Genomic DNA, 17,651 nt, shown 5'->3' on the forward strand with positions numbered 1-17,651 from the left:
GTTCCCACTCGGCATCCGTCAGATCGCCCCGCCCCATGTCCACATCAACGACACGGGTGCGGAGTAGTCACATGATCGGCCGGACAAGTCCTAGAGGGGCTGGAGCCTCGTGCGCAGGAGACAGAACTCGTTGCCCTCCGGGTCGGCCAGGACGTGCCAGTCCTCGGTGCCGCTCTGGCCGATGTCGGCGGGCCTGGCACGAGGGCGAGCAGCCGCTCCAGCCCGGCGTCCTGGTCGCGGTCGGTGGCGTTGACGTCGATGTGCAGCCGGAGCTTGCCGGTCCGCGGCTCGCTGCCGGGGATGAACACGAGGACGGGCTGCGGGCCGCCGAAACCGGCGTCGGCCGGCCCGATCCCGATGACCCCGTCCCCCCGGCCGATCTCCACGTATCCGAGGACCTCGCTCCAGAACGCGGCGAGCCTCTCGGGGTCGGCGCAGTCGATGACCAGTTCGCTGATGCGGCATGCCATGGCCGCGAGTGGAGGAGGAGAAGCCGGTCACGGCCTCCGGATTACGCGCTCCTGCCGCGCACCTGCGTGAGCGCCGCTCCGGCGAGCACGATCACCGCCCCCACCGGCGTGGTCCACCGCAGCGACTCCCCCAGGATCGCCACCCCCGCGGCCGTGGCGATGACGGGAATGAAGTACGTGACCATCTGGGCGGTGGTGGGCCCGACCTCCGCGACCAGCCCGTACTGGAGCAGCACCGCCAGCCCGGTCCCCAGCGCGCCCAGCGCCGCCACGGCCAGCAGGGGGACCAGGGAGAAGTGGTCGGGCGCGCTGGTGAACAGCGGTGTCACCACGGCCAGTTGGACCGTGGCCAGCAGCAGCTGGCCCCCGGTCATCGACAGGTGGGAATGGCCGGTGCCGGCCAGGGTGCGCCGGACGTAGATCCACCCCACCGGGTAGCTGAGCGAGGCCAGCAGGGCCATCACCGTGCCCGTGGCGTCCAGGCCGTGGAAGCCCTGCCAGGCGCCGAGCACGGTGAGGACGCCCAGGAAGCCCAGGCCGAGGCCGGCCACGCGCACCCGGGTGGGCCGGTCCTCGGACAGGGCGACCAGGGACAGGGCCATGCCCCACAGCGGGGAGGTCGCGTTGCAGATGCCGGCCAGGGTGGACGGGATCGTCAGCTCGGAGTAGGCGAACAGGGAGAACGGCAGGGCGTTCAGCAGGAACGCGGCGACCGCCGTGTGCCCCCACAGCCGGGCCCCGCGCGGCAGCCGCTCCCGCTTCACCGCCATCGCCGCGCCCAGCACCGCCGTACCGAACAGCAGCCGGCCCAGGGTGACCTGGAAGGGCGCGTACCCCTCGGTCCCCACCTTGATCAACAGGAAGCTGAAGCCCCAGATCAGGGACAGGGCGCCGAAGCGGAGCCGCCAGTCGAGGCGGGGGCGGGGGCCGGCGGTGTCGGGGGAGGAGGACCGGGTGCGGGACGTGGGGGTGACCGTGCTCATGGTCTTCAGGATGCGGGAGATGATGTCGTAGCACAATCGAGAAATGTCACCTGGTACCTCTTAGAATCACTTACATGTTGAATCTGGAGCGCCTGCGCACCCTCGACGCCCTGGCCCGGCACGGCTCGGTCAGTGCCGCCGCCGAAGCGCTGCACGTCACCACGTCCGCGGTCTCGCAGCAGCTGGGCAAGCTGGAGCGCGAGATCGGCCAGCAGCTCCTCGCCAAGAACGGCCGGGGCGTCCGGCTCACGGACGCCGGCCGGCTGCTGTCGGAGCACGCGGCCCGCATCCTGTCGCAGGTCGAGCTGGCCGAGTCCGACCTGGAGGCGCACCGCGGCCAGGTCGTCGGAGAGCTGCGGCTGTCGGCCTTCCCCACCGCCGCCCGCGGCCTCTTCCCCACCGCGCTCGGCGCGCTGCGCGGCGCGCACCCCGGCCTGCGCGTGCGCTCCAGCGAGCTGGAGCCGGAGAACGGCATCGCCGGGGTCGTCCGCGGCGATCTCGACCTCGCCGTGGTCCTGGACTGGTACAACAAGCCGATGCCCGTCCCCGACGGACTGGTCAAGGCGCCGCTGCTGGACGACCCGGCCGAGGTCGCCATGCCCGTCGGCCACCGGCTCGCGGACCGGGACGAGGTGGACCTCACCGAGTTCGCCGAGGACGAGTGGATCACCTGGGGCGAGGGCGAGTTCTGCCACGAGTGGCTGATGTTCACCCTCAGGTCCAAGGGTGTCGAGCCGATCGTCGGCCACCGCGCGGGCGAGACCCACACCCAACTGGGGCTCGTGGCCGCCGGGCTGGGGGTGTGCATCGCGCCGCTGCTGGGCCGGCACCCGGTGCCCGACGGCGTGGTCCTGGCACCGCTCAGGCAGCACGTGCGCCGGCACGTGTACGTGGTCTGGCGGGCGGACGCCGACCGGCGGCCCTCGATCCGCGCGGCCGTGGACGCCCTGCGCACGGCCGCGCGGAAGCTCGGCTGACCGCTTTCACGCTCCGCCCAGCTTCCGGAAGTCCCAGGAGACGATCTTCTCCGGGGTCAGCCGGGCCCAGGCGTGCCGGCCGTCGTGCGGCATCTCGTCCAGCCCGAAGTTCTTGCGCGCGAACAGCGTCTCCGCCGTGTCCAGCTCGGCGCACAGCTCGCCCGTGCGCGGCACCTCGCCCACGAACTCCACCCGGCCGGTCAGCTCCACCCCGCGCAACTGGTCGTACTCCTCACCGGAGTCGACCACGACGGCCACCCGCGGATCCCGGCTCAGCTGGGTCCAGCGGCGGCTGCGCACCACCGAGTACAGCCACAGCGAGGTGCCGTCCCAGGCGAACCACAGCGCGCTCACGTGCGGTGTTCCGTCCGCCGAGACGGTCGCGACCCGGCAGGTGCGCTGACCGGTGAGGAACGCGTCCAGCTCGCCGGGCGTCATCATGATCTTCCGGCCCCGGCGTTGCTGAGTGACGGTCATGCGGCCCCCTCTTCTCCCACGTCGTGTCAGAAAACTATGGTGATCCTCTGACATCACGTCAGAAAAGAGAAGCCGTCGTCTTCAAGGGGGCGCGTGCCATGCCGTCGTACGAGCGACTCGACGACCTCCTCGATCCCGGGAGCACCGTCCTGCTCACCGTGGAGTGTCAGCAGGGGGTCGTCGGCCCGGACAGCGCCCTGCCCGAACTCGCCCGCGCCGCGCGTTCGTCCGGGGCCCTGCGCCATGTGGCCCGGCTGGTCGCCGCCGCCCACGAGACCGGGGTGCAGGTGATCCACGCGGTCGCCGAGCGCCGCCCCGACGGCCGGGGCGCCAGCCGCAACGCCCGTCTGTTCCGGGCCGCCGAACGGCTCCCCGTGCAGCAGCTCAGCGGCAGCACGGCGGTCCGGGTGGCGCCCCCGATCGAGGTCGCCGAGGAGGACCTCGTCGTACGGCGGCTGCACGGGCTGTCCCCGGTCCACGGCACCGGCGTCGACGCCCTGCTGCGCAACCTCGGCTGCCGCACGCTGGTCGTCACCGGGGTCTCGGCCAACGTCGCCGTCCCCAACGCGGTGTTCGACGCCGTGAACCTGGGCTACACCGCGGTGGTCCCGTCCGACGCCGTCGCGGGGGTGCCCGCCGAGTACACCCGGGAGATGCTCCGCCACACCCTCGCGCTGGTGGCGACGGTCGTGACCACCGACGAGGTGATCGGCTGCCTCGGACGGGCGCACGCACGGCGCCGGACGGGACTCAGGCCAGCTTGATCTCGTCGCCGGCGACGGTGATCTCCGCCGCCGCCAGCGCCTGCGTCGCCGGACCCTTCTTCACACTGCCGTCCGTCACGGAGAACTCGCTGTGGTGGCAGGGGCAGACGATCACGCCGTTCGCCACGCTGCCCACCGCGCAGCCCTGGTGGGTGCACTTGGACGAGAACGCCTTGTAGGTGCCCGCCGTCGGCTGCGTGACCACGACGCCGTGGTCCTTGAAGATCTTGCCGCCGCCCTCGGGGATGTCCGCGGTCTTGGCGAGGGCGGTGCCGCCGCCGTCCTGCGCGGAACCGGCCGAACCGGAGCCGGTGTCGGCGCCGGCGGACGAGTCGTCGTCCGAACCGCAGGCGGTCAGCGCGGCGGCGAGCCCCGCCGCTCCGGCCGCCGCCATGACGGTACGGCGGGCCGGTCCCGCCGAGGGGTGGAGGGATGGGCTGGTCATGTGAGATTCCCTTCCGCGGAGCCTGTCGTGTTCCGTCAGGGGGTACGGCCCGGGGACGGCGGCCGTTCAGACGGGCGACGAGATCCTTCCCGCCCGGAGGGCTCGTGACGACTCTCGGCCGCGGGGGTCGGCGCGACTGGATTCCGCCAGCTTTCGGCGGTGTTCCGGACAAAGTGGTGCGGTATCCGGCATTCAGGCCAACTTCACAGGGCGTCCGGAACGTCGGTACGGGGAGGTGCGCGGGGTGGCCGGCGGTGGATCAGGCAGTGGATCCGGGCGCGCGGTGCGCGGCCTCGCGGCCGACGGCCCCGCGAATTCACGCGCGTCGGTTACGCGCAAACCGGCTGCACCCGGAGTTTGCGGGACCGTTTACCGACACCCCGGTGGGATTCGGCGGCTCGTCGTCTATCCTTCCACCTCGGGGTTCCGGCACCAATGCGCTTTCGACCGCGTTCGTACAGGTGAAGATCCACTTCTGCGAAAAAGACGGGGGAATCGGCACGTGGAGAACTTAAAGTCGCAACGATCTCCGGAGATCACTGTTATTCGCGTCCTCATTCTGGACGCGTCGCCGATCACGCGCAGCGGCCTGGGGGCGGTACTGCGCTGCAAGTCCGGTATCGACGTCGTGGCCGAGGCGTGCGACCACCACGAGGCGGTGACGCTGATGGCCGAGACCAAGCCGCACGTCGTCGTCCACACCGTCGAGAGCCCCAACGGCTCCTCGGCGACGCTGCGGCAGGCCAAGGACTGGCAGGGCAAGGTGCTGGCACTGGTCAGCGACTCCCTGTGCGACTCCGCGGCGATCGGCCTCATCGGGAAGGACGCCGACGGAACGCTGTTGCGCAGCGCGCAGGTCGACGACCTGGTGGCCGCGCTGCACATGCTCGTCGCCGGCTACTCCCTCTTCCCGGCCTTCCCGGCACCGGTCGCCGCGGCCGGACCGGCCGAGCGCCGGCTCCCGTCGGCGGCCCTCTCCCCGTCCGGGCTGCCGAGGCCGGCCTCCGCCGCCCCGCCCTGCCCGCTGACACCCCGCGAGCACGACGTGCTGCGCCTGCTCGGCCGGGGCCGCACCAACGCCGAGATCTCCGCGCAACTCACGCTCAGCGAAAGCACCGTGAAGTCCCACGTGCAGAACCTGCTGGCGAAACTGGGGCTGCGCAACCGCGTCGAGGCGGCGCTGTACGCCGTCGAGGCCGGGCTGGTCGACTGACCGCGGCAGCGCCTCGGCACCGGGCCGCGCACCTGAGGACGGGTGCGCGGCCCGAGTCCCGCCTCAGACCGGGATCTTCGCCGAGGGCAGCTCGCCGAGGGCCCGCTCGATGGCCGCCTGGTCCGGCTCGTGGTCGGTCAACGTGTGGGCCAGGTAGGAGTCGTAGGCCGCCATGTCGAAGTTGCCGTGCCCGGAGACGTGGACGAGGATCGCCCGCGCTTCGCCCGCCTCCCGTGCGGCCAGCGCCTCGTCGATCGCCCCGCGCACACCGTGGGCGGACTCCGGAGCCATCACGAAGCCCTCGTTGCGTGCGAAGAGCACGGCCGCGCTGAAGATGTCGGTCTGCGAGACCGAGCGCGCCTGCACATGGCCGTGCTGCACCAGCGTCCCCATGGTCGGGGAGCTGCCGTGGTGGCGCAGGCCGCCCGCGTGGATGGGGGCGGGCATGAAGTTGTGCCCGAGGGTGAACATGGGCAGCACCGGGCCGAGCGAGGCGGTGTCGGGATAGTCGTAGGCGTAGGTGCCCCGGGTGAGGCTGGGGCAGGCGTCCGGCTCGACCGCGACGAAGCGGGTGCCGGAGCGCTTGCCGGTCAGGGTGTCGTACAGGAACGGGTAGGACAGGCCGGCGTAGCCGGAGCCGCCGCCGACGCAGCCCACCACCACGTCGGGGTAGTCGTCGGCGATCTCCAGCTGCTTCTTGGCCTCCAGTCCGATCACCGACTGGTGGATCAGTACGTTGTTGGAGATCGAGCCGAGCGCGAAGCGGGTGTCCTCGCGGCTGAGCGCGTCCTGCACGGCCTCGCTGATGGCGATGCCGATCGATCCCGGGGAGTCGGGGGTCTGCTCCAGCACCGCGCGCCCGGCCTCGGTGCGCGGGCTGGGTGACGGGTGCACCTCGGCCCCCCAGGTCTCCATCAGGATGCGCCGGTAGGGCTTCTGCTGGAACGAGGAGCGGACCATGTAGACGGTGACGTCGAGACCGAACAGCGAGCCCGCGAAGGACAGCGCCGAGCCCCACTGCCCGGCCCCGGTCTCGCTGGTCAGCCGGCGCACACCGTCCTCGGCAGCGTAGAAGGCCTGCGCGATGGCGGTGTTGGGCTTGTGGGACCCCGCGGGTGAGACGCCCTCGTACTTGAAGTAGATCCGGGCCGGGGTGTCCAGCGCGCGCTCCAGCCGCGTCGCCCGGTGCAGCGGCGACGGCCGCCAGATCTGGTACAGCTCGCGCACCCGGTCCGGGATCTCGATCCAGCGCTCCTCGGAGAACTCCTGCTCGATGACGCCCCGGGGCAGCAGCCCTGACAGGTCCTCAGGACGCAGCGGCTCCAGCGTCTGCGGATGCAGCGCGGGCGGCGGGCTCGCCGGCAGGTCGGGAACGATGTTGTACCAGTGGTCCGGAAGGTCTGCGGCGCTCAGGACGACATGCGTGGTGGTCATGGATTTCGCATCCTCACGGGAGGGGAAAGAGATGCGGCGCGGTGGCGCCGAGATGCCGGATGCGGTCCTGCGGGGGACCTGGCCCCCTCATGCTAGAAATGCGGTTCGTGGCCCGCTACCAGGCGAAATGACGAAAGTTCACCCGTCGTCATCCGCCGTCGGTACCGGCACTTTCGGATCCGCCGAACCGGTTTCCGGCCCTTCGGACGCGACCGCCCCGGACGCGGGGCCGGCGTCACGGGCCGGCGCGGACAGGCCCGCGCTGAGCCCCGTACCGACCAGGATGCTGCCCGTGACCTGGGCCGCGCCCAGCGTGCCGCTGCCGACGATCGGCGCGGTGAACGCCGCCGCGACCGGGATGAGCCCGGCGAACAGGCTGGTCGCCTCCGGGCCGAGGGTGCGCAGGCCGAGGTAGTAGAAGATGAACGCCGCGGCGGTCACCGCCACCGCCAGGTAGCACAGGGCGCCCAGTTCGCGTGCGTCCGGCCAGCGCAGTTCCCCGCCGGGCAGTTCCACCGCCGCGGTCAACACGCCCATCTCGACCGTGGCCAGGACGCAGACGTACGTCGCCACCGGGATCGCCCCCAGCCGGGGCAGCAGAGGCACGGCCAGCAACGTGAAGCAGACCTCGCCCAGGAGGGCCAGCAGGGAGAACCCGAAGCCGCCCGCGCTGCCCCGCCCGAAGCCGATGAGCAGCGCGGCACCGGCGACGACCAGGGCGGCCGAGGCGATCAGGCGCCCCGATATCCGGCGCCGGCTCAGCAGGGGACCGGCGATCGCCACCAGGAGCGGGGTGGCACCGACGATCACACCGAGTACGGCGGGCTCGGCGGAACGCAGTGCGGCCAGGCAGGCCAGATTGAAGCCGACCAGGCCGGTTCCGGCCAGCAGCGCCAACAGCGCCCACTCGTTCGCGGTCGGCCGCGGCCAGGGCGCGCGCCCGACGACGGACAGCAGCGACAGGCTCAGGGCGCCCAGCGCGAACCGCAGGGTCTGGCCGCTCAGGAAGGGGTAGTGCGTCAGCAGGCTCGTGGCCACGAAGGAGGTGCCTGCCAGCGCGGTGCCGAGCGCCGCGTAAAGCGCCCCCACGGCCCGAGAAGGCGCCGTTCCCGCCGCCGTCCGTCCGGCCCCGCCCGATTCACTTGAGGTCATGCGGGCAGATTATTGGCGGAACACGCTATTCCACCAGCGTACTTTCGGATAGCCCGCCGTTTGACTCCGCCAATGGTTCCTCATCATTTCTGGCGTGGCCCCGGCCGCTCGCGCTCCCTACCATTCCAGGCGTCATCAGCGACATCAGCATACGAATGCCGTCCTGTGCGAGGAGCGGATATGTCAGCCCAGGATTTGATCGACCTCACCCAACACGAGATCAAGGCACTGCGCACCCGGTACAACCTGGCCGACGCGCACACGCACCAGCGGCAGTCCGGCAGCCAGGACAAGATCGTCTCGCGGCTGCCCGCGCTGTGGTACGAGTCGGAGGACCGGCAGCAGGCGCATTTCGAGCGGCAGTTCACGGAGGCTTTCTTCCGCCTGCACGGCCAGACGACCGCGCCCGGCCTGGGCCGCACCCTGCTGTCGTACGCGGCCAGCGTGTCCACCATGGTCGCGGCGATGTACCTGCGCCGGCACGAGAACACCGTCTCCCTGGTGGAACCCTGCTTCGACAACCTGGTGGACCTCCTCAAGTACCTCGGGACGCCGCCCGCCGCTCTGCCGGAGGAGGCGCTGGCGAACCCGGACACCGTGTACCGGGAGCTGACCCGGCTGGTCCGTACGGACGCGCTGTACCTGGTCGACCCCAACAACCCCACGGGATTCACGCTGTTCACCGACGGCGGCCGCGGCTTCCAGGAGGTCCTGCGGTTCTGCCGTGACCAGCGCAAGCTGCTCATACTCGACTTCTGCTTCGCCTCCTTCGCCCTGCACAACGGCCTGGCCCAGCGCCCCGACGTGTACCGGATGCTGGAGGAGTCCGGCGTCAGCTACCTCGCCATCGAGGACACGGGGAAGACCTGGCCGGTCCAGGACGCCAAGTGCGCCCTGCTGACCGCGAGCGCGGACATCCACGAGGAGGTGTACAACCTGCACACCTCCGTCCTGCTCAACGTCTCCCCGTTCGTGCTGAACTTCCTCACCCACTACGTCGAGGACTCCGTCGCGGACTCCTTCGCCTCGGTGCGCGAGGTGATCGACACCAACCGGGCCACGCTGCGGCGGGAACTGCCCGGCTCGGTCCTGGAACTGCTGGACGCGCGGGTGGACACCAGCGTCGCCTGGCTGCGCGTCCTGCCCTCCGGACTCACCGCGAAGGACGTCCACGAGCGGCTTCTCCAGGCCGAGGTCTATGTGCTTCCGGGGAACTACTTCTACTGGGACAACCCGGGGCGGGGCGAGCGCTACGTGAGGATCGCGCTGGCGCGCCCGCCGGAGCAGTTCGCCGCCGCCGTACGGGTCATCCGCGAGACGCTGGGCTCCGCCTCCCGTGAGCGGTGAGGCCGGCGCCCCGCTCCCGGCGGCCGTCCCGGGCCTCGGGACGCTCGTCGACGCCTCGGTGTTCATGGGCATGCACAGCGCCGACGACAGGGTCAGGACCGCCTGCAAGAACTTCTTCGTCCGGCACCTGGCGGCGCGCCGCCCGCTGGCCATGACGCTGGAGCAGGTGGGGCTCTGCGACGACCTGATCTGGCGGCGTCCGCGCGACGAACAGGACGCCTACTACCCCTTCATGGACAACCTGCACAGCGAACTGCGGATCACCCGCTTCGGCCTGCGGGAGGACGACGTGCGCACCGCGCTGGAGGCCGCCGCGCTCAAGGGCCTGCCGGTCGCCGACGCGCTGGTGCTGGCTCCGGCCGTGCGCCGCGGCGGCCGGCTGCACAGCGTGTCGCCGCGTCTGCGGGGACGCCCGGGCGCCGGAGCGCTGCTGAGCGCGCCCCCCGACGGGCCGGAGGAGGCGTTCCCGCCTCGGATGGAGGAGCTGTACCGGCGGTCGCTGGTGTTGCGCGTCGACCTGGCCGCGCTGGACCGCATTTCCTGCCCCGACGACGATGTGGACTCACCATGACGAACGCTGAGACCCCGCGGAGGTCCCCGGCGCGGCCGAGCTCCGGCGTCGCCCGGGAAGCCGGAGCGACCGGGGAAGCCGACGCGGCCCGGGAGTCCGGCGCCGCCCGGGAATCCGCTGCGGTCCGGGAACCCGGTGCGGTCCGGGCCGCCTCCGGCCCGGGCTCCGCCCGCCCGCACACGGCGGGCGCCCCACTCTCCGGCGTGGTCGTGCCGCTGGTCACCCCGCTCGACCGGCAGGGCCGGGTCCCCGCGGACGACGTGGCACGGCTGGTCGACTCGGTCCGCGCCGAGGTGACCGCCCTGATGCCGACCCTCAGCTCGGGCGAGGGCTGGCTGCTGACCGAGGCGCAGTGGCGCGACATGGTGGCGGCCACCGTGCACTGCGCCGACGGCCTGCCGGTCATCGCCGGTGTCCAACTTCCCGACACGGACGCCGTGGTGGCCCGGACCCGGCTCGCCGCCGAGCTGGGCGCCGACGCGGTGGCGGTCACCACGCCCTTCGGCCCGGGTGTCGGGCAGGAGGACGTCGTCACCCACTACGAGCGGGTGCTCGACGCGGGGACGCCGGTGCTCGTGTACAACGAGGAGGCCCTGTCCGGCAACCGCATCGAGGCCGGGACGCTCGCACGCGTCTGCCGGCTTCCGGGTGTGATCGGGGTGAAGGAGTCCAGCGGCGACCCGGCGTTCACCCGGCAGCTGGTGGCGGCCGGCCTGGGGGTGCCGGTCTTCGAGGGCTGGGAGAACCTGCTGTTCCAGGTCCCCGGCGTCGCGGGGTTCATCGGCCCGCTGGCCAATCTGGAGCCGGCGCTGTGCGCGGCACTGCTGGGCCATCCGACACCGGCGCTCCAGGCCCGGGTCGACACGGCGTGCGAGACGTACGGCATCCTGCGCGACGACTGGTACCTGCACGTCAAGCGCGCCCTGGTGGCGCGAGGCGTCATCGGCACGGACACCACGGCCCAGGACGTCACGGCGGCGGCGGAGGCGGCGCCGTGATCACGAGGACGGGCGGGGCCCCGGCGCTGCCGCGGTCGGCCACCGTGCAGCAGCGGCTGTACTGGCACAACCGCACCGTCCCCGACGCCGCCGGGTATGCCGAACTGCTCGCGCTGGAGGCCGCCTGGCCGCGCGCCGAGGCGGACGCGCTGGCGGACGCGGCACCCGCCTTCGGCTCGCTGGACGACCTCCTCGACGCACTGGAACAGCGCCTGCGCCGGGAGGAGAGCGATCCCTCGCCCAGCGAGCGGTATCTGGCCGAGCAGGCGACGGCGGCCGAATTCCGCTATGTCGCCGGGCAGTTCGCCGTGGACGGTCTGGTCGAGTCGCAGTCGCACCTGGGTGTGCTGCCGCGGCTGACGCCCCGGGCCCGCATGGCCGTGATGCGGGTGCTCATCGACGAGTTCGGGTGCGGCAACGAGGCACAGGAACACGCCCGGCTGTACGAGCGGCTGATGGTGGAGCTGGGGCTGTCCACCGACCCCTTCCACCACGCCGCCCGGGCCTGCGAGGAGACGCTCGCCTATGTCAACCTCTTCCACTGGCTGGCCTCCCGGGCACCCACCCCCGACTACTTCCTCGGCGCCTACGCCTACTTCGAGTCCAGCGTGCTCTACGGCTTCCGCTGCTACGCCGCGGCCTGTGCCCGGCTGGGCATCGTCAACGGCCAGTACTACGACGAGCACCTGCACATCGACGCGTTCCACAGCCGCGAGATGCTGGCCGCGCTGCGCGCCTGGGACCGGGAGCACGGCGCGGACCCGGCCCGGGTCTGGGCCGGTGTCGAACTGACCAGTGCGACCATCGCCCGCGCCACCGAGGCGGCGGTACGCCGGGCCCGCGCGGAGGCCGGCCGGTGAGCGGCCCGGAGCGGGCGGCCGGGCGGCCCCGGGTGCGCCAACTGGACGCCGACACCGTGGCCGTGGAGTGGCAGGGACCCGACGGTCAGGACGGCGTGCTCGTCGAGGCACGCTGCCCGCACCGGGGCGGCCTGCTGCGGCACGCCCACGTGAACGCCGCGGCGACCCGTCTGGTGTGCCCCCTGCACCACTCGGCCTTCGACCTGTCCGACAACGGCGCGCAGACCTCCGGTCCGGCGTGCCGCGCCCTGCGCGTCCGCCCTCTGCCGCAGTGAGCCGGGTGGCGGGCCCCGGCGTGTTCGGATCGCAGGGGCGCGCCGTCCCCGACACGGAGGGGGTGCGGGGGCCGGGGCCGGGACGGGGAGCGGGACGGCCGGCGGTCCGGTCCGCGCGGATCAGCGGGGCGCCGTCGGCGGCCGGGCCGGGCCCCGGGCGCGCCCGTCACCCCCCGCCAGCGCGCCGTCCCGGACCGCGTGGACGGTGTCCGCACGGCCGCCGACATCGCCCGGACCCTGGGCCGGGACCGGACCGGGACCGCCGGCCGCACCTGAGCGGCCGGCGGGCGCCACCACCTCGCGTACGTTCCGCACGGCCGTCCCCGCCGGCTTGGGCCGCCCCGGCCGAGACGGTCGTGCGGACCGTGGCCGACGACTGCGCCCGCGCGGCCGTCCGCGGGAGGATGACCGCCGACCCGGCGCGCGGTGGCCGCGGCGCACCGGGGATCAGGCCGTGGCCCTCGTGCCGGGGCCGGCGCACCGGGGATCAGGCCGTGCTCCTCGTGCCGAGGCCGACGCTCCGCCGCGGGCACGCCGTGCCCCTCGTGCCGGGGCCGGCGCTCCGCCGCGGGCACGCCTCTCCCGCGAGCCCTCCTCGGCCCTTCCACCCGAACACTTCCCCCCGGGCTCTTCCGCGACGCTGGGCGGCGGTCCCGGAGCCGGCTCCCACATGCTGCCGCCCTCATTGGCACGCCGGGCCGGACACTCCCCGCCAGTGATCACCCTCGGTTACTATGCTCACTTCATGCCCGAGGCCGGAACCAAGGGGCGGACGGCCATGGACGGCTGCTCCCGGATTCTCCCAGGGCCGCCGACGGGCGAGTCCCGCTGCAGCGCCCCGTCGAGATCGATCTTGCTGGTGCAAGGCTGAAGAGATGGACGGCCCGGAGAAATGTTGAAAGAGGTCACCGCGACCCGCTACATCACGCCCCTGCGTGAGGGCGGCTCACTGCCGGGGCTCGTGGAGGCCGATGACTTCGGGACCTACGTCATGAAGTTCACCGGCGCCGGACAGGGCCGCAAGACCCTGGTCGCCGAGGTGGTCTGCGGCGAACTCGCCCGGCGCCTGGGCTTGCGCATGCCCCGGCTGGTCACCGTCCGGCTGGACCCCGTCCTCGGGCTCGGCGAGCCCGAACAGCAGGTGCAGGACCTGCTCCGGGGCAGCGGCGGCACCAACCTCGGCATGGACTTCCTGTCCGGCGCCCTCGGCTACGACCCGCTCGCCTTCCCGGTGAGCCCGCAGGAGGCCGGCCGGATCGTCTGGTTCGACGCGCTCGTCAACAACGTCGACCGCTCCTGGCGCAACCCCAACCTGCTGGTGCACCAGGGCGACCTGTGGCTCATCGACCACGGTGCCACCATGATCTGGCACCACAACTGGCCCGCCGCCGAAGCCTCGGCGGCCCGCGCCTACGACGCCTCGGACCACGCTCTCGCCCGTTTCGCCCCGGACGTCGCCGCCGCCGCGGCCGAGCTGGCCCCGCGGGTCACCGGGGACCTGCTCGACGAGGTCACCGCCGAGATCCCGGAGGCCTGGCTGGCCGACGAGCCCGGCTTCGACACCCCGGACGACCTGCGCCGGGCCTACGCCCGGCCGCTGCTCGCGCGGGCGGCCGTCATCGCCGGGCGGATCACCGGCCTCGGCGCCGGGCAGGAGGAGGGCAAGTGAGCGAGCGCCACATCCACATGGCCGGCCATGTGACCGAGCGGCACATCACCCGGGCGGGCCAGGGCGGCGACCGGGACGTGTTCGAGTACGCGCTGCTGCGGGTCGTACCCCGGGTGGAGCGCGGGGAGTGCATCAACGCGGGCGTGGTCGTGTACTGCCGCGCCCGCGGCTACGTCGGTGCCCGCACCCATCTGGACGAGGCCCGGCTGCTGGCGCTGGACCCGGCCGCCGACGTCGCCGGGGTGCGCGCCGCGCTCGGTGCGATCGAGCGACACTGCGCGGGCGGCGAGCAGGCCGGGCAGGCGGCCGGCGACGACGCGGGGCGCCGCTACCGCTGGCTGGTGGCCCCCCGTTCCACCGTGGTCCAGCCCGGTCCGGTGCACACCGGTCTGACCGCCGACCCGGCCGCCGAGACGGAGCGGTTGCTGGACCTCCTGGTGAGGTAATGGATCACACCGGCCGGATGTGCCGTTGACACCGCGTGCCAGGGCTTCTAGCGTCACGGGTGCTGAAGGTACTAAGCGGTCGCTCACCGCACCAGGGGCCCTCCCGGAGGGCCCGACAGGTCTCTCGAGACGTTCTCCCAGGACGTTCTCTCAAGGGCGAGGAGAAACAGCAATGTCCACCACTGAACAGCGGGTCGCGATCGTCACCGGCGCGGCACGCGGCATCGGCGCCGCCACCGCCGTACGACTGGCCGCCGAGGGTCACGCGGTCGCCGTGATCGACCTGGACGAGGCCGCCTGCAAGGACACCGTCGAGAAGATCACCGCGGCCGGCGGCAAGGCCGTCGCGGTCGGCGCGGACGTCTCCGACGAGGCGCAGGTCGAGACGGCCGTCGCCCGGATCGTGGAGGAGCTGGGCGCCCCGACGATCCTGGTCAACAACGCGGGCGTGCTGCGCGACAACCTGCTGTTCAAGATGAGCGTCTCCGACTGGGACACCGTCCTGAACGTGCACCTGCGCGGCTCGTTCCTGATGACCAAGGCCGTCCAGAAGCACATGGTGGACGCCGGCTGGGGCCGGATCGTCAACCTCTCCTCGTCCTCGGCGCTCGGCAACCGCGGTCAGGCCAACTACTCGGCCGCCAAGGCAGGCCTGCAGGGCTTCACCAAGACCCTCGCCATCGAGCTGGGCAAGTTCGGCATCACCGCCAACGCCGTCGCCCCCGGCTTCATCGCCACCGAGATGACCAAGGCCACCGCCGACCGCGTCGGCATGGGCTTCGAGGACTTCAAGAAGGCCGCCGCCACCCAGATCCCCGTCCAGCGCGTCGGCGAGCCCGAGGACATCGCGAACGCCATCGCCTTCTTCACCGGCGAGGCGGCCGGCTTCGTCTCCGGCCAGGTGCTGTACGTCGCCGGCGGACCGCTCGGCTAAGGGATCCAGGAGAACCACGGACATGACTGAACTCCCGGAGCTGTCCGGCAAGGTCGCGATCGTCACCGGCGCCAGCCGGGGCATCGGCTACGGCGTCGCCGAGGCACTGGTCGCGCGCGGCGACCGCGTCTGCATCACCGGCCGCGGCGAGGACGCCCTGAAGGAGGCCGTCGAGCAGCTCGGCGCCGAACGGGTCATCGCCGTCGCCGGCAAGGCGCACGACCTCGACCACCAGACCGAGGTCGTCGAGCGCACCATGGCGGCCTTCGGCCGGGTCGACTACCTGGTCAACAACGCGGGCACCAACCCCGTGTTCGGCCCGATCGCGGACCTCGACCTGAACGTCGCCCGCAAGGTCTTCGAGACCAACGTGATCTCCGCGCTCGGCTTCGCCCAGAAGACGTGGCACGCCTGGCAGAAGGACAACGGCGGGGCGATCGTCAACATCGCCTCGGTCGCCGGCCTCGCGCCCTCGCCCTTCATCGGTGCCTACGGCGTCAGCAAGGCAGCGATGATCAACCTGACCCAGCAGCTGGCCCACGAGTTCGCGCCCCGGGTCCGGGTCAACGCGATCGCCCCGGCCGTGGTCAAGACGAAGTTCGCGCAGGCCCTGTACGAGGGCCGGGAGGAGGAGGCGGCCGCCGCCTACCCGCTCGGCCGGCTCGGTGTGCCCTCCGACATCGGCGGGGCCGCCTCGTTCCTCACCTCCGAGCAGTCCGACTGGATCACCGGCCAGACGCTCGTCGTGGACGGCGGCATCTTCCTCAACGCCGGCGTCGGCTGAGGCGGGTCATCTCTTCCGGGCGTCGATTTCCGGACGGATCGACGCCCGGGAGGGGGTGCCGGAACCGCTCAGCGGAATGACAACGTCGTCATCGCTCAGTCGATCAAGAAGGGCCGTTTCCGGGCAGGTTCAGGGGGCCGAACGCTGCGGTATGGTCTGCCGACCCTTGGTGCGGCAGATCGAGGAGCGTGCGCGTGTTCAACCGGAACCGATTCCTGCGGAAAGTCGCGGCGATCGCGTCCCTGTCCCTGGTGGCCGGATGCAGTCTGTTGTCCGACGGCGATCCCGACAGCCAGGGCCCCATCGTCGTGGGCACCACCAGCGCCCCCAGCACGCTGGACCCGGCCGGTGCCTGGGACGGCTCCTGGGAGCTGTACCGGAACATCTTCCAGACGCTCCTCGCCTATCCCAACGGCGCCACCACCCCTCAGCCCGACGCCGCCGAGAGCTGCTCCTTCACCGACTCCGGCAGCCGCACCTACCGCTGCAGGCTGCGGGCCGGGCTGAGGTTCGCCGACGGTGACCCGCTGACCGCCGAGGCCGTCCGGCACTCGATCGAGCGCATCCGCACCATCGACGCCCCCGGCGGCCCCGCCAGCCTGCTCGGCAGCCTCGACAAGGTGGAGACCTCCGGCGACCGCGAGATCACCTTCCACCTCAACCAGCCCGACGCCACCTTCCCGTTCGTGCTGGCCACCCCGGCGATGTCGATCGTCGACCCGGACGACTACCCCGCCACCTCCCTGCGCAAGGACACCTCGGTCCACGGCTCGGGGCCGTACGAGCTGCAGTCCTACGAGGAGGGCTCCGAGGCCGTCCTGGTCCGCAACGACGCCTACAAGGGCTTCGCGGAGCGGAAGAACGACGCGGTGACCATCCGCTACTTCAAGGACTCCGCCGGCATGGTCAGGGCCCTGAGGGACAAGCGGATCGACGTCACCTACCGAGGCCTCGCCGCCGACGACATCCTCGCCCTGCAGGAGCACGACAAGGAGAACCTGCAACTGGTCGACGGCACCGGCACCGACATCAGCTACCTGGTGTTCAACCCCAGGGACCCCTGGGCCAAGCAGCCCGCCGTGCGCAAGGCCATCGCCCAGATCGTGGACCGGGGGGCGATCGCGCACAAGATATACAAGGACACCGTCGACCCGCTGTACTCGATGGTCCCCAAGGGCCTGACCGGCCATGCCACGCCCTTCTTCGACGACTACGGCGAACCGAGCGTCCCCAAGGCCCGCAGGATCCTCTCCGACGCCGGCATCACCAGGCCCGTCCCGCTCACCCTCTGGTACACCACCGACCGCTACGGCTCCGAGACCGCCCTGATGTTCCGGGAGCTGAAGCGGCAGCTGGACGACTCCGGCCTGTTCTCCATCACCCTCAAGAGCCGCCCCTGGAAGAGCTACGTGGTCGGCTACCAGAAGGGCGAGTACCCGGTGTTCGGGCGCGGCTGGTTCCCGGACTTCCCCGACGCGGACAACTTCATCGCCCCGTTCGTCGGGCAGCACAACGCCCTCGGCACGCCCTACCCGGCCAAGGAGATCACCGGCCGGCTGCTGCCCCACGCGCGCTCCGAGAGCGACCGCGCCCAGACGGTCAAGGACGTGGAGGAGGCCCAGCAGATCCTGGTGAACGACGCCCGGCTGATCCCGCTGTGGCAGGGTCGGCAGTACGTGGCGGCCAGCGTCGACATCTCCGGCGGCGAGCAGGCCCTCGACCCGTCGACGATCATGACGATGTGGACGCTGCACCGCAAGACCAGCTGGTGAGACGCCCTCCCGGCAACGGTTGTCAGTGGTCGCCTGTAGGTTCTGGATCCTGGAAGTGACCGCACGCCGTAGTTGATAGA

The 17,651-nt window shown here is 72.0% G+C and carries 18 protein-coding genes and 1 pseudogene; 13 read left to right on the forward strand and 6 right to left on the reverse strand.

What is annotated here, in order from left to right; all coding sequences use genetic code 11:
* Positions 1 to 90 precede the first annotated feature (90 nt).
* Together ACZ7N4_RS37400 and ACZ7N4_RS37405 are read right to left on the reverse strand one after the other, a co-directional pair.
* Positions 91 to 470, reverse strand: a pseudogene (locus tag ACZ7N4_RS37400) (VOC family protein).
* 41 nt (positions 471 to 511) lie between these two features.
* Positions 512 to 1,453: a DMT family transporter gene (locus tag ACZ7N4_RS37405; RefSeq protein ID WP_471368086.1), complete on the reverse strand. Its 942-nt coding sequence runs from the start codon at positions 1,451 to 1,453 to the stop codon at positions 512 to 514.
* Between the two features lie 74 nt (positions 1,454 to 1,527).
* On the opposite strand from ACZ7N4_RS37405, the gene ACZ7N4_RS37410 reads away from it, so the two are divergent.
* Positions 1,528 to 2,430, forward strand: a complete 903-nt coding sequence (locus ACZ7N4_RS37410; protein ID WP_471368088.1) for a LysR family transcriptional regulator — start codon at positions 1,528 to 1,530, stop codon at positions 2,428 to 2,430.
* 6 nt (positions 2,431 to 2,436) lie between these two features.
* Here the strand turns inward: ACZ7N4_RS37410 and ACZ7N4_RS37415 are convergent, their stop codons facing one another.
* Positions 2,437 to 2,907 carry a pyridoxamine 5'-phosphate oxidase family protein gene (locus ACZ7N4_RS37415; RefSeq protein WP_471368090.1) on the reverse strand — a complete coding sequence of 157 codons (471 nt, stop codon included), beginning with the start codon at positions 2,905 to 2,907 and terminating at the stop codon, positions 2,437 to 2,439.
* 98 nt (positions 2,908 to 3,005) lie between these two features.
* Here ACZ7N4_RS37415 and ACZ7N4_RS37420 point away from each other — a divergent pair, with 98 nt between their 5' ends.
* Positions 3,006 to 3,671 carry a cysteine hydrolase family protein gene (locus ACZ7N4_RS37420; RefSeq protein WP_471368091.1) on the forward strand — a complete coding sequence of 222 codons (666 nt, stop codon included), beginning with the start codon at positions 3,006 to 3,008 and terminating at the stop codon, positions 3,669 to 3,671.
* Here ACZ7N4_RS37420 and ACZ7N4_RS37425 read toward each other — a convergent pair.
* Positions 3,658 to 4,116 carry a Rieske (2Fe-2S) protein gene (locus ACZ7N4_RS37425; RefSeq protein ID WP_471368093.1) on the reverse strand — a complete coding sequence of 153 codons (459 nt, stop codon included), beginning with the start codon at positions 4,114 to 4,116 and terminating at the stop codon, positions 3,658 to 3,660. The two genes, ACZ7N4_RS37420 and ACZ7N4_RS37425, sit on opposite strands and share 14 nt — an antisense overlap.
* A gap of 502 nt (positions 4,117 to 4,618) precedes the next feature.
* On the opposite strand from ACZ7N4_RS37425, the gene ACZ7N4_RS37430 reads away from it, so the two are divergent.
* Positions 4,619 to 5,329 carry a LuxR C-terminal-related transcriptional regulator gene (locus ACZ7N4_RS37430; RefSeq protein ID WP_471368095.1) on the forward strand — a complete coding sequence of 237 codons (711 nt, stop codon included), beginning with the start codon at positions 4,619 to 4,621 and terminating at the stop codon, positions 5,327 to 5,329.
* 63 nt (positions 5,330 to 5,392) lie between these two features.
* Here ACZ7N4_RS37430 and ACZ7N4_RS37435 read toward each other — a convergent pair whose 3' ends face one another.
* Both ACZ7N4_RS37435 and ACZ7N4_RS37440 read right to left on the reverse strand, forming a co-directional pair.
* Positions 5,393 to 6,763: a TrpB-like pyridoxal phosphate-dependent enzyme gene (locus ACZ7N4_RS37435; protein WP_471368097.1), complete on the reverse strand. Its 1,371-nt coding sequence runs from the start codon at positions 6,761 to 6,763 to the stop codon at positions 5,393 to 5,395.
* Between the two features lie 138 nt (positions 6,764 to 6,901).
* Complete coding sequence (locus ACZ7N4_RS37440; RefSeq protein WP_471368099.1) at positions 6,902 to 7,852, reverse strand: DMT family transporter; 951 nt, start codon at positions 7,850 to 7,852, stop codon at positions 6,902 to 6,904.
* 243 nt (positions 7,853 to 8,095) lie between these two features.
* Between ACZ7N4_RS37440 and ACZ7N4_RS37445 the strand changes: the two genes are divergently transcribed.
* The 10 genes from ACZ7N4_RS37445 to ACZ7N4_RS37490 all read left to right on the forward strand — a co-directional run bounded on the left by ACZ7N4_RS37445 (position 8,096) and on the right by ACZ7N4_RS37490 (position 17,571).
* Positions 8,096 to 9,262, forward strand: coding sequence for an aminotransferase class I/II-fold pyridoxal phosphate-dependent enzyme (locus tag ACZ7N4_RS37445; RefSeq protein WP_471368101.1), 1,167 nt, complete (start codon positions 8,096 to 8,098; stop codon positions 9,260 to 9,262).
* Positions 9,252 to 9,833, forward strand: coding sequence for a DUF6190 family protein (locus tag ACZ7N4_RS37450; RefSeq protein WP_471368104.1), 582 nt, complete (start codon positions 9,252 to 9,254; stop codon positions 9,831 to 9,833). The genes ACZ7N4_RS37445 and ACZ7N4_RS37450 overlap by 11 nt, the downstream gene beginning before the upstream one ends.
* Complete coding sequence (locus ACZ7N4_RS37455) at positions 9,830 to 10,831, forward strand: dihydrodipicolinate synthase family protein (RefSeq protein WP_471368106.1); 1,002 nt, start codon at positions 9,830 to 9,832, stop codon at positions 10,829 to 10,831. The genes ACZ7N4_RS37450 and ACZ7N4_RS37455 overlap by 4 nt, the downstream gene beginning before the upstream one ends.
* On the forward strand, positions 10,828 to 11,691 hold the full coding sequence (locus tag ACZ7N4_RS37460; protein WP_471368109.1) for an iron-containing redox enzyme family protein: 864 nt from the start codon (positions 10,828 to 10,830) through the stop codon (positions 11,689 to 11,691). The genes ACZ7N4_RS37455 and ACZ7N4_RS37460 overlap by 4 nt, the downstream gene beginning before the upstream one ends.
* Positions 11,688 to 11,966, forward strand: a complete 279-nt coding sequence (locus ACZ7N4_RS37465) for a Rieske 2Fe-2S domain-containing protein (RefSeq protein WP_471368111.1) — start codon at positions 11,688 to 11,690, stop codon at positions 11,964 to 11,966. Before ACZ7N4_RS37460 ends, ACZ7N4_RS37465 begins: the two co-directional genes overlap by 4 nt.
* 892 nt (positions 11,967 to 12,858) lie before the next feature.
* Positions 12,859 to 13,635: a HipA family kinase gene (locus tag ACZ7N4_RS37470; protein WP_471368113.1), complete on the forward strand. Its 777-nt coding sequence runs from the start codon at positions 12,859 to 12,861 to the stop codon at positions 13,633 to 13,635.
* Positions 13,632 to 14,081, forward strand: a complete 450-nt coding sequence (locus tag ACZ7N4_RS37475) for a DUF3037 domain-containing protein (protein ID WP_467908944.1) — start codon at positions 13,632 to 13,634, stop codon at positions 14,079 to 14,081. Before ACZ7N4_RS37470 ends, ACZ7N4_RS37475 begins: the two co-directional genes overlap by 4 nt.
* Positions 14,082 to 14,253: 172 nt before the next feature.
* A complete protein-coding gene (fabG, locus tag ACZ7N4_RS37480) occupies positions 14,254 to 15,015 on the forward strand; it encodes a 3-oxoacyl-ACP reductase FabG (RefSeq protein WP_471368116.1) in 762 nt (253 codons plus the stop codon).
* Between the two features lie 22 nt (positions 15,016 to 15,037).
* Positions 15,038 to 15,799 carry an SDR family oxidoreductase gene (locus ACZ7N4_RS37485; protein WP_471368118.1) on the forward strand — a complete coding sequence of 254 codons (762 nt, stop codon included), beginning with the start codon at positions 15,038 to 15,040 and terminating at the stop codon, positions 15,797 to 15,799.
* A 194-nt stretch (positions 15,800 to 15,993) separates the two neighbouring features.
* On the forward strand, positions 15,994 to 17,571 hold the full coding sequence (locus tag ACZ7N4_RS37490) for an ABC transporter substrate-binding protein (protein WP_471368121.1): 1,578 nt from the start codon (positions 15,994 to 15,996) through the stop codon (positions 17,569 to 17,571).
* Positions 17,572 to 17,651 lie beyond the last annotated feature (80 nt).

The sequence above is a fragment of the Streptomyces sp. NPDC107654 genome (genome assembly GCF_055639035.1).